This is a genomic window from Fusobacterium necrogenes, from assembly GCF_900450765.1.
Lineage (GTDB): Bacteria > Fusobacteriota > Fusobacteriia > Fusobacteriales > Fusobacteriaceae > Fusobacterium_A > Fusobacterium_A necrogenes.
The window spans coordinates 480,557-492,808 of the sequence record NZ_UGGU01000003.1; the positions used below are offsets into that span (position 1 = coordinate 480,557).

Here is a 12,252-nt window from a genome sequence, read left to right on the forward strand (position 1 = left end):
TCTGATTTTGGGGGAATGTTAGATGGATAAAATTTATCTGGGTCATAGAGAGAGAATTAGACAAAAATATTTAAAAGGTGGATTATCTGGTTTTTTGGAATATGAAGTTTTGGAGCTGCTTCTCACCTATGCTATACCTGTTAGAGATACTAAGCCATTAGCAAAAGAATTGATAGGAAAGTTTGGAAACTTAGATGGAGTAGTAATGGCAAATTTAGAAGAATTAATGAATGTTACTGGGATAAAACAAAATACAGCTATATTTTTAAAGCTTTTAGGAGATATATCTAAACATCTTTATAAGGGGGATATGAAAAGAGAAGGAGTACAATTAAAAGACAAAGAATCACTTTTAAAATATTTGAGAAGTGATATAGGCTTTTCTAGTAGAGAGGAATTTAAAGTTATATTTCTAAATAATTATAATATACTTTTAGGAAGTGAAACACTTTTTGTAGGAACAATAGATAAAAGTGCCGTTTATCCTAGAGAAATATTAGAAAAGGTAATACAATATAAAGCAAAAGGAGTTATATTTGCTCATAATCATCCTTCAGGTAATTTACGTCCTTCAAAACAGGATATACAGTTAACGGAACATATGCAAGAGGTTCTAGATATGGTAGATGTAAAATTACTTGAACATATAATAATTACAAAAGATGGACATTTTAGCTTTTTACAAGAAGGTTTAATCTAAAACTTATCTTGTGTAAGAAGCTATGTAAAAATAATGGAGGAATTAATGGAAGATATAAATAAGGAAGAAATAGATGGAGCTCAAGTGCCAAAATTATATAAAGTTTTAGGAGTTATGTTTGAGGTAACAAAGAAGAGATATTATTTTGAAGTAATAGATAATGTAGAATATAAAAAAGGAGATAAGGTAATTGTAGATACAGTTAGAGGAAAGGAAATAGGAGTAGTTTATGGAGAAGCAAGGATGATACCTGAAGCTGAGTTAGTTTTGCCGTTAAAACCTGTATTAAAAAAAGCCAGTAGGGAAGAAGAGCAAAGATATAGTCAGATTAAAATAGATTCATTAGAGGCTAAAAATATTTGTAAAGAGAGAATAAGTTACCATAAATTACCAATGAAATTAGTAGAGACTGAGTATACATTTGATAAAACTAAGCTTATATTTTATTTTACTGCTGAAGGAAGAATAGATTTTAGAGATCTAGTAAAGGATTTAGCTAATATTTTTAGAGTAAGAATAGAACTAAGACAAATAGGAGTAAGAGATGAAGCCAGAATATTAGGAACAGTTGGTTTATGTGGAAAAGAATTATGTTGTAGAACTTTTATTAATAAATTTGATTCTGTTTCTATAAAAATGGCAAGAGATCAAGGATTAGTAATTAATCCAGCTAAGATATCAGGAGTATGTGGTAGACTTTTGTGTTGTATAAACTATGAATATTATCAATATGAAGAAGCACTTAGAAATTATCCTGCTGTAAATCAACAAGTAAGAACTCCAAAAGGGGATGGAAAAGTTTCAAGTATAAGTCCACTTAATGGATATTTATTTGTTGATGTAGAAAATAAAGGATTAATGAAATTTAATGTTGAAGAGGTTAGATTTAATAAAAAAGAAGCAAATAAATTAAAAAATGAAAAAACAGCTGAAGAATTAGCACATAAAGAGCTTGAAAAGGAATAGCCATGTTATATAAGAATGAGGATATGACAATACTCAGAGACAATTTTAAGCTTATTCAAAAGACAAATGGATTTAGATTTTCAGTAGATGCTGTAATACTTTCAGATTTTTTTAATCCTCATAAAAATGGAAAAGTTTTGGATATAGGAACAGGTAATGGAATAATTCCCATTTTACTTTACGCTAAAAATAAATCTAGAAATATAGTAGGTATAGATATACAAAAGGAAAATAGCTCACTAGCTATTAGGAATATAGAGTTAAATAAGTTAGAAAATTATATAGAGATAGTAAATTGTGATATCAAAGAATATCCTTTGGGAAACTCTTTTGATTATATAGTTTCAAATCCACCTTATATGAAAGTAGATGGAAAAAAACAAAATGATTTAAGCAGTAAAGCTATAGCGAGACATGAAATAAAATTAAATTTGTATGATTTAGTAAAAAATACAAAAAGACTTTTAAAACCAACGGGAAGTTTTAGTTTAGTCCATAGAAGCTATAGATTTATTGAAATTTCAAAACTATTAGAAGAGAGTGGTTTTTCTATAAAAAGAGTAAGATTTGTTTATTTTTCTAAAGATAAAAATTCAAATCTTGTTCTTATTGAGGCATGGAAAGGAAAAAAATGTCAATTAGAGATTGAACCACCACTTTTTCTTGAGGAGAGTGGTTATTAAAAGGTAAGATATTAGTTTTAGATAACAACAAAAACAATTATAAAAATAGAAGGAGAAAATTTACACGAGCAAAAATGGAACTTTTAAAATTTGTTGAACAAAATAACTTAGAAGAATTTAAAAATAATTTGGATATGGATTCTATTGAAGAAGTAGATAATAATAAAAATACTATACTTCATCACTGTGTGGAGATGGATAAATACGACTTCGTAGATGCTTTACTTTACAATGGAGCTGACCCTAATGTAAAAAATAGAGAGGGAAATACACCATTACATATAGCAGGACAAAAAAATTATGGGAAAATAATGGAGTTATTATTAGAGTTTGGTGGAGATTTAGAGATAAAAAACAATCATCAAAGAACAGCTGTAAATTTAGCAATAGCTTCAAAAGCTACTAGTGTGTTAAAAGTTATTGAAAATAGTGGAGCGGACTATGATGCCTTAGGAGCTGGATTTGAAAAAATCAATCACCACAGAAGATTAGAGGATTTTTAGGAGGGAATTATCCCTCCTCTTTTTATTTATATTCTAAGTTAGAAGTAAGTAATTTTTCGTAAGCAACCTTTTCTCCAGTAATAAAAACAGTACCACAGTACTCATAACCATTTTTATTAAAAAGATGTTTCATCGTTTCATTTTCTGGAGCAGTATCTACTCTAACACTTCTAACATTTTTACTAAGAGCTAACTTTTCAGCAAATTTAAAAAGCTCAGTTCCATAACCTTGACCTCTTAACTCTTTATGTATAGCACATCTATGAATAGAAGCATAACTATCAGAAGTTTTCCATTTTCCTTTTATATTTTTATATATTTCATCATCAGAAAAGTCCACTACCATATAACCTCTAATCAAATTTTCAACAATAAGAACATAGCCTATATTCTTTTCTATATCATTAATAATAGTTTCTTTATTGGGATAATTTTCATTCCACTGAGTGGAGTTATTTTTTTTTATATACTCTTTTGCATGTGAAATGATTTTTAAAATATTCTCTATATCTTCTTTTCTAGCTTTTCTAAAATTCATTTTTCCTCCTAATTTATAGAAAATTTAATAAATTATATAATTATAAAAATTTTATGTCAATAAAAAATTTAGATTGTTTTTGCTAAAAGAAAATATAATATCTCAAAAAAGTATGTTATAATGAAAGAGAATAATGGAAGATACAGGTGATAAAATGTTTAAACTATATTCGAAATATACTCCCATGGGAGATCAGCCAGAAGCTATAAAAAAAATTGTTGAAAATATAAATGATGGTATAGCTGATCAAGTATTATTAGGAGTGACAGGTTCTGGAAAAACTTTTACTATTGCTAATATTATAAAGGAAACAAATAGGCCAGCACTTATCTTAGCTCCTAATAAAACATTAGCAGCTCAGTTATATAGTGAATATAAGAGTTTTTTCCCTGAAAATGCTGTAGAGTATTTCGTATCTTATTATGATTATTATCAACCAGAGGCTTATATAGCAGTAACAGATACATATATAGAAAAGGATTCCTCTATAAATGATGAGATAGAAAAATTAAGACAAGCAGCAACAGCAGCTCTTATAAATAGAAGAGATGTAATAATAGTAGCTTCTGTTTCAGCTATCTATGGATTAGGATCAGCAGAAACTTATAAAAAGATGACTATTCCAATAGATAGACAAACGGGAATAGGGAGAAAAGAGTTAATTCAAAAACTTATAAATATAAGATATGAAAGAAATGATTTAGCTTTTGAAAGAGGGAAGTTTAGAATAAAAGGGGATGTAATCGATATCTATCCTTCATATATGGAAACTGGATATAGATTTGAGTTTTGGGATGAAAATTTAGAAGAAATATCTGAAATAAATACATTGACGGGACAAAAAATAAAAAAGAGTTTAGAGAGAATAACAATATATCCAGCAACTCAATACTTAACAGAAGATGGAGATGTTGAAAGAATAATAACAGAGATACAAAAAGATAAATTAGAAGAAGTAAAAGCCTTTGAAGATAAGGGAAAACTTTTGGAAGCTCAAAGATTAAAGCAAAGAACAGAATATGATATAGAGATGATAAGAGAGATAGGATATTGTAAGGGAATAGAAAATTATTCTAGATATCTTTCAGGAAAGAAACCTGGAGAAACTCCAGATACTTTACTCGAATATTTTCCAAAGGATTTCGTAACATATATAGATGAATCTCATATATCTATCCCACAAATAAGAGGGATGTATAATGGAGATAGAGCTAGAAAGGAATCTCTTGTAGATAATGGATTTAGACTTAAGGCAGCATTGGATAATAGACCACTTAAGTTTGAAGAATTTAGGAAGATAACTGGACAAACAGTTTTTGTATCAGCTACACCTGGAGATTTTGAGCTACAAGAGTCAAATGGAAATATAGCAGAACAACTTATTCGTCCTACGGGAATACTAGATCCAGAAATAGAGGTGAAGCCTACTAAAAATCAGGTTGATGATTTAATGGAAGAGATAAGAATAAGAGTAGAAAAAAAACAAAGAGTACTTGTTACAACTCTTACTAAAAAAATGGCAGAAGAGTTAACAGAGTATTATTTAGGTTTTGGACTTAGAGTAAAATATATGCATTCAGATATAGACACTCTAGAAAGAATAGATATAATCAAAGGACTTCGTAAAGGAGAATTTGATGTACTGGTGGGAATTAACCTTCTTAGAGAGGGATTAGATATACCTGAGGTATCATTAGTAGCAATTCTTGAAGCTGATAAAGAGGGATTTTTAAGAAGTAGGCGTTCTCTTGTACAAACAATAGGAAGAGCAGCAAGAAATATAGAAGGAAGGGTTATCCTTTATGGAGATATTATTACTGACTCTATGAAAGAGGCTATTGATGAAACTAATAGAAGAAGAAAGATACAAAATCAATATAATATTGAAAATGGAATAGACCCTAAGACTGTAATTAGAGAGATAAGTGAAGATATAATAAATCTTGATTATGGATTACCAGATGAAGTTGTAAAAGAAAAAGATAAAAAGGTATTCTCATCTAAGGCAGATATAGAGAAAGAGATAGCTAAACTTCAAAAAGAGATTACTAAATTATCTAAGGAGTTGGATTTTGAAAAGGCTATTGTAAAAAGAGATGAGATGATAAAATTAAAAAAATTACTGCTAGAGTTTTAGATAAGGAGATTTATGTTTGACGAGAGAACTTACACAGTAAGTGAATTTAATAGAATGGTAAAAGGATATATAGAGGAAAATCCTAACTTGAGAGAGTTTTTTTTAGAAGGGGAACTTTCAGGGGTAACTTATTATAAAAGTGGGCATCTATATTTTAATTTAAAAGATAGAGATGCTCAGATAAAGTGTGTAGCTTTTAAATATAAGTTTAAAAGAATAGCTGAAGATTTAAAAGATGGAGATTCAGTAAAACTTTTTGGGGATGTAGGATTTTATGAAAATAGAGGAGATTTTCAGATCTTAGTGAGACATATTGAAAAGAAAAATATGTTGGGAGATATGTTTGCTAAGTTAGAAGAGCTAAAAAAAACAATGGAGAGAAAGGGATATTTTTCTTCAATTTATAAAAAGCCTTTACCAAGATACCCAAGAACCATAGGAGTAGTTACAGCTATAACAGGGGCAGCTGTACAAGATATAATAAAAACTGTAAAAAAGAGAGATAATACTATAGATATATATGTCTATCCAGCTAAAGTACAGGGAGTAGGAGCTAGTGATGAGATAGTAAGAGGGATAGAGGTATTGAATAAAATTCCAGAGATAGATATGATAATTGCAGGAAGAGGTGGAGGAAGTATAGAAGATTTATGGTCATTTAATGAAGAGAAAACTGCTATGGCTTTCTTCAATTCTAAAAAACCTATTATCTCAGCAGTAGGACACGAGATAGATAATCTTCTTACAGACTTAGTAGCAGATGTGAGAGCAGCTACACCAACTCAAGCTGTAGAGCTTTCAGTGCCAGAGAGAAGAAAAAGTATAGAAAGTTTAGAGGATAGAGAGAGATATTTGAAAACTCTTATGAAAAATATTTTAGTTTCTAAAAGAAAAGAGTTAGAAAGTAGAAAAGAAAACTATTATTTGAAAAACTTTTCTAAAGTAATAGAGGAGAAAAATAATTTATTAATAGAGAGAGAAAATAGGTTAAGAAGAGTAATTGAATATTATATAGAAAACAAAAAAAATCAACTTGAAAATAGAGTGCATAGGCTTATAACTCTCAATCCATTAAAGACTTTAGAGAGAGGTTATAGTGTAGTAACTAAAAATGGAGTTGCTGTAAAGAACATTTCTCAGTTAACAGTAGGAGATGAGATAAATATTAGAGTAAATGATGGAAATATTATAAGTGAAGTAAAAAAAATAATTTAATAAATTTTTAGTTTAAAAAATTATAAAAATTTAATATAGGAGTGTTTGATGAAAAAAATAATAGGAGTATTTATATTACTTACAAGTTTAGCTTATGGAGAAGGATTTTTATTTTTTGGAAATAATTCAAAAGAGAGAGAAAAATTAGAAATTCAAAAACAAGAGATGGCACTAAGGTGGGAAAAAATAAAAGAGTTAGATAAAAAGATAGCTTTTGATAAAGATAAGGAAAATTTAGAGAAAAACTACAAAGAGTATAAAAAAGAATTTGATATTTATATGGAATACCTAAAACAAGATAGTGAAGAGTTATTCAAAGTAGGAGACTATTATTTTAGAGATGGAAGATATGAAAAGGCTTATGAAGTTTTTTCTCAAGATAGTACAAACTTAAAAAATGTTTTTGGAGCAGCTACTACAGCAAGATTTTTAAATGAGTATGACAGTTCTTTAAAGTTTTATACCCAAGCAATAGATATGGTACCAAATTTTTATGAGTCATATTTAGGAAGGGGAATAGTAAATAGAAATATAGGTAATTATCCAGAAGCAATAAATGATTTTAAAAAATATATGGAGTATGTAAAAAGTGAAAGTTCATATACAGGTCTTGCAGATTTATACATGGTAACTAAGAATTATGAAGAGGCTAAAAAATTATTGGAAGTAGCTAGAAATAGATATCCTAATTCAAAAATTATAAAAGATATGTTGATTAGGACATATGCTGAGTTAAAAAATAATTAATTAGCAGTGGGGTGAAGATTTTGGAATGGTATAGATTAGAGTTAGTAAAACTTAAAGATAGTAGTTTGAGGAGAGTTTTGGAAAGATTTAATAAATATGAAGATATTTTTAATCTAGATAAAGTATATCTTAAAAAATGTTGTAATCTTAGTAATGAAGATGTTGAGAAGATTTACTTATCTTTAGATGTTGATTTAGATGGTGAATTAAAAAAGTTAAAAAAAATGGATATTTCTATACTTTTTATAAATGATAGAGAGTATCCAGAAGAATTAAGAAATATAGCTAAACCACCAATATTTTTGTATTATCGTGGAGATATTTCTCTTTTATCTAAAAAAAGAATAGCTGTAGTTGGAACAAGACGAGCTACGTCTTATGGAAAAATAGCTTGTGAAAAAATAGTAAGAGAGTTAGTTGAAAATGGAATAACTACAGTAAGTGGATTAGCTAGTGGAATAGACAGTATTTGTCATAAAAAAACTTTAGAGTTTGGCGGAAAAACTATAGCAATTGTTGGAAGTGGGTTAGATGTGATTTATCCACAAGAAAATAAAAAATTATGGGAAGAGATATCTAAAACTGGACTTCTTATAAGTGAATATCCAGTAGGAACAGAACCATTTGCTTATAATTTTCCTATGAGAAATAGAATAATAGTAGGTGTTTCTCAAGGTGTAGTAGTAGTAGAAAGTAAGGCAAAAGGGGGAAGTTTAATTACAGCAGAGCTAGCATTAGAAGAGGGACGAGAAGTTTTTGCTATACCTGGAGAAATATTTTCACCAGCATCTGAAGGGACAAATTTTTTAATCAAGAATGCTTCTGCAAAACTTGTGACTTCAACTGATGATATATTGGAAGAGTTTGGATGGAATAAAATAGAAGAAAGTAAAAAAGAAAAATTAAAATTGACAGATTATGAAAAAAAAATATACAATACACTTGTAAGAGAAAAAAATTTAGATGAAATTATAGAAGAAACCTCGATGAAAGCTGGAGAAGTACTTTCAATTTTAATGGATTTGGAAGTGAGAAAATTAATTACAAGTGTAGCTGGAGGAAAATATAGGAGAAAATTTTAATTGTTGATTTTTTTAATAGAATTTAGTAGAATAAAACGGGAAAGAAGAAAGAGTGATAGGGGTGAGAAAATTGGCGAAGGCGATAAAAAAAAAGAACTTAGTAATAGTTGAATCACCAGCAAAGGCTAAAACAATTGAAAAGATTTTGGGGAAGGCATTTCAGGTAGTAGCGTCTTTTGGGCATGTAAGAGATTTACCAAAAAGTAAATTAGGAGTTGATATTGAGAATAATTTTACCCCATCATATTCTACGATTAAAGGAAAGGGAGAGGTAATCAAGAATTTAAAAGCTTTGGCTAAAAAATCAGATAAAGTATACCTTGCTTCTGACCCTGATAGAGAGGGAGAGGCTATTGCCTGGCATATAGCTCATGCACTAAAATTAGATGAGGATAATACTAATAGAATAGAGTTCAATGAGATAACTGAACATGCAATAAAAGATTCTATTACTCATCCTAGAAAAATAGATATGAATAAAGTAAATGCTCAACAAGCTAGACGTATTTTAGATAGATTAGTGGGATATGGGATAAGTTCACTGTTATGGAAGAGTGTTGCTTCTAATACGAGTGCTGGTAGAGTACAATCAGTTGCACTAAAACTTATTTGTGATTTAGAGCAGGAGATAAAGAGATTTGTTCCAGTAAAATTTTGGGAGGTAAAGGGAGAGTTTAGTAGCAGTTTAAAACTTTCACTTTATAAGATAGAGAATAAAAAAATAGATAAACTTACTGATGAAAATGTTGTAAAAGAGATAAAAAAAACAGAAAAGAAAGAGTTTAATATTACAGAAGCAAAGATTACTAAAAGAACTAAGAATTCTCCACTTCCGTTAAAGACTAGTACACTACAGCAATTAGCTTCATCATATTTAGGTTTCTCAGCTTCAAAAACAATGAGAATAGCTCAAGGGCTATATGAAGGAATAGATGTAAATGGAACTCATAAAGGGCTTATTACTTATATGAGAACTGATTCAACAAGAATTTCTGAAGATGCACAAGAGATGGCAAAAAATTATATACTTGAAAACTTTGGGAAAGAATATTTAGGTGTAAAAAAAGAGAGTAAGAGCAGACAAAAAATTCAAGATGCCCATGAAGCAATTCGTCCAACAGATATTAATCTTACTCCAGATAGGTTAAATAGCTCATTAGATAAAGATCAATTAAAACTATATAAATTAATATGGGATAGATTTTTAATCTCTCAATTAGCACCAATGAAATATGAGCAGTTTGAACTAGTAGCTACTTATAACGAGTTTGATTTTAGAGGAACAATTAATAAGATAATTTTTGATGGATATTATAAAATTTTTAAAGAGGAAGAAGATTTACCACTTGGAGATTTTCCAGAGATAAAAGTAGGAGATAAAACTAAGTTGGAAAAATTTCATATAAAAGAGGATTTTACAAAACCACCTTCAAGATTTACAGAGTCATCTCTTGTAAAAAAATTAGAAGCTGAAGGAATAGGAAGACCATCTACTTATGCTACTATAATAGAAACATTGAAAAAAAGAGAGTATGTAAAGATAGAGGGAAAAAGTTTTATACCAACAGAATTAGGATTTGAAATCGAAGAATCTTTAGATAAAAACTTTCCTAATATAATGAATGTAAAATTTACAGCTGAAATGGAAAATGAATTAGATGAGATAGCTGATGGAGAAAAAGATTGGATAAAACTTCTTTCAGATTTTTATAAAGAGTTGAAAGAGTATATAGATAAATTTGCCAAAAAAGTAGAAGAGGAGTCTAATCGTATTATTGAATCAGATGTTCCTTGCTCTTGTGGAAAAGGGAATATGATTTTGAAAACAGGAAGATTTGGAAGATATTTAGCTTGTCCATGTGTAGATGATAAAACAGGATGTCAAGAGAAAATATCTTTAAAAGGAATAGAGATACCTGCTGAAGATATAAAAAATGGAAAAATTTTCGTGAAAAATAAAGTAGAAGAATTGGTGAAAGCTAAGCAAGGAAAACCAACAGATGTAAAAACAGTAAATGGTGATAGATATCTTCTAAAGACAGGAAGATTTGGAAGTTATTTAGAGAGTGAGAAATATTTTGAAGATAATCTAAGAATGCCATTACCGCCAGAGATAAGAAAAGCTTTAGCTAATAATCAAGTTACAGAAAAAGATGGAGTAGTATTAATTAATGCTGACCTATCTAAATTGCTAGCTGAAGATGAAAAAATACTGAAAGAAGCTGGAGTTTGTGAAAAGTGTGGAAGACCATTTAAAATTGGTAGAGGTAGATGGGGAAAATTTTTAGCTTGTACAGGATATCCAGAGTGTAAGAATATTAGAAAAATAGAAAAAAAATAAGGAGCAATTAATGACATATAACAAAGAGGTAGTAGTAGTTGGAGCTGGATTAGCTGGAAGTGAGGCAGCTTATCAATTAGCAAAAAGAGGTATAAAAGTAAAGCTTTATGAGATGAAAAAAGTAAAAAAAACAGAAGCTCATAAAAGTGATAATTTTGCAGAATTGGTTTGTAGTAATTCGCTAGGAGCTAATAATTTAGCTAATGCTTCTGGACTTATGAAAGAAGAGCTTAGGAGATTAGATTCTTTAGTAATAAAGAGTGCTGATAATAATAGAGTTCCAGCTGGACAAGCACTTGCTGTAGATAGAGATGGTTTTTCTCAAGAGATAACATTTATACTAAGAGAAATGGAAAATATAGAGATAATAGAAGAAGAATTGATAGAGATACCAGAGGATAAAATAGTACTTATAGCTTCTGGACCTCTTACATCTGAGGCTCTTTCTAAAAAAATAGGGGAGCTTACTCATAGTGACTATCTATATTTTTATGATGCAGCAGCACCAATAGTTACATTAGAGTCTATTAATATGGATATAGCTTATCGTCAATCTCGTTATGGAAAAGGAGAAGGAGAGTATATCAACTGTCCTATGAATAAGGAGCAATACTATACTTTTTATAATGCACTTATCACAGCAGAGAGAGCTCCACTTAAAGCCTTTGAAGAGGAGAAAATTTTTGATGCTTGTATGCCAGTTGAAAGAATAGCTATGACAGGAGAAAAAACTTTAGTATTTGGTCCATTAAAACCTAAAGGACTTATAAATCCTAAAACTGATAAGATGGACTATGCTGTAGTTCAACTTAGACAAGATGATAAAGAGGGAAAACTATATAATATAGTAGGATTTCAAACAAACTTAAAATGGGGAGAGCAAAAAAGAGTATTTTCTATGATACCAGGACTTGAAAATGCTGAATTTATAAGATATGGTGTTATGCATAGAAATACCTTCATAAATTCTACTCAACTATTAGATGAAACATTAAAATTAAAAACAAGAGATAATATTTATTTTGCTGGACAGATTACAGGTAGTGAAGGCTATGTTTCTTCAGTGGCAACGGGAATGATGGCAGCTATAAATATAGCTCATAGATTGGAAGAAAAATCTTCATTTATATTAGATGATAGAAGTTCAATAGGAGCAATGGTAAAATATATTACTGAGGAGAAGAAAAATTTTCAACCTATGGGACCAAATTTTGGAATAATTAGAAGCTTAGATGAAAGAATAAGAGATAAAAAAGAAAGATATAATAAAATTTCTAGTATAGCTTTAGAGTATTTAGATATAAAATTAGCTGAAATTTAGATAGTGTATCCTTATTAGA

General features: G+C 29.2%; 11 protein-coding genes. 10 read left to right on the forward strand and 1 reads right to left on the reverse strand.

Annotated features, from left to right (window positions below; translation table 11 throughout):
- Positions 1-22: 22 nt before the first annotated feature.
- From radC to DYA59_RS02640, 4 genes are all read left to right on the forward strand, one after another.
- On the forward strand, positions 23-700 hold the full coding sequence (gene radC, locus DYA59_RS02625) for a RadC family protein (RefSeq protein WP_115269090.1): 678 nt from the start codon (positions 23-25) through the stop codon (positions 698-700).
- A 33-nt stretch (positions 701-733) separates the two neighbouring features.
- Positions 734-1,666 carry a PSP1 domain-containing protein gene (locus DYA59_RS02630; RefSeq protein WP_147368819.1) on the forward strand — a complete coding sequence of 311 codons (933 nt, stop codon included), beginning with the start codon at positions 734-736 and terminating at the stop codon, positions 1,664-1,666.
- A gap of 2 nt (positions 1,667-1,668) precedes the next feature.
- A complete protein-coding gene (locus DYA59_RS02635; RefSeq protein ID WP_115269094.1) occupies positions 1,669-2,349 on the forward strand; it encodes a tRNA1(Val) (adenine(37)-N6)-methyltransferase in 681 nt (226 codons plus the stop codon).
- A 74-nt stretch (positions 2,350-2,423) separates the two neighbouring features.
- Positions 2,424-2,852 carry an ankyrin repeat domain-containing protein gene (locus DYA59_RS02640; protein WP_115269096.1) on the forward strand — a complete coding sequence of 143 codons (429 nt, stop codon included), beginning with the start codon at positions 2,424-2,426 and terminating at the stop codon, positions 2,850-2,852.
- Between the two features lie 22 nt (positions 2,853-2,874).
- Here DYA59_RS02640 and DYA59_RS02645 read toward each other — a convergent pair whose 3' ends face one another.
- Entirely contained in the window at positions 2,875-3,390 is a 516-nt protein-coding gene (locus DYA59_RS02645; protein WP_115269098.1) for a GNAT family N-acetyltransferase, read from the reverse strand.
- Positions 3,391-3,544: 154 nt separating this feature from the next.
- On the opposite strand from DYA59_RS02645, the gene uvrB reads away from it, so the two are divergent.
- The 6 genes from uvrB (at position 3,545) to trmFO (ending at position 12,233) form a co-directional block, all read left to right on the forward strand.
- Positions 3,545-5,527 carry an excinuclease ABC subunit UvrB gene (uvrB, locus tag DYA59_RS02650; RefSeq protein ID WP_115271448.1) on the forward strand — a complete coding sequence of 661 codons (1,983 nt, stop codon included), beginning with the start codon at positions 3,545-3,547 and terminating at the stop codon, positions 5,525-5,527.
- Between the two features lie 12 nt (positions 5,528-5,539).
- Entirely contained in the window at positions 5,540-6,742 is a 1,203-nt protein-coding gene (gene xseA, locus DYA59_RS02655) for an exodeoxyribonuclease VII large subunit (RefSeq protein WP_115269100.1), read from the forward strand.
- A 48-nt stretch (positions 6,743-6,790) separates the two neighbouring features.
- A complete protein-coding gene (locus DYA59_RS02660; protein ID WP_115269102.1) occupies positions 6,791-7,489 on the forward strand; it encodes a tetratricopeptide repeat protein in 699 nt (232 codons plus the stop codon).
- A 20-nt stretch (positions 7,490-7,509) separates the two neighbouring features.
- Positions 7,510-8,571, forward strand: a complete 1,062-nt coding sequence (gene dprA, locus DYA59_RS02665) for a DNA-processing protein DprA (protein ID WP_115269104.1) — start codon at positions 7,510-7,512, stop codon at positions 8,569-8,571.
- 61 nt (positions 8,572-8,632) lie between these two features.
- Positions 8,633-10,912, forward strand: a complete 2,280-nt coding sequence (gene topA / locus DYA59_RS02670; RefSeq protein ID WP_172606935.1) for a type I DNA topoisomerase — start codon at positions 8,633-8,635, stop codon at positions 10,910-10,912.
- 10 nt (positions 10,913-10,922) lie between these two features.
- Complete coding sequence (gene trmFO / locus DYA59_RS02675) at positions 10,923-12,233, forward strand: methylenetetrahydrofolate--tRNA-(uracil(54)-C(5))-methyltransferase (FADH(2)-oxidizing) TrmFO (protein WP_115269107.1); 1,311 nt, start codon at positions 10,923-10,925, stop codon at positions 12,231-12,233.
- The last annotated feature ends 19 nt before the right edge of the window (positions 12,234-12,252 follow it).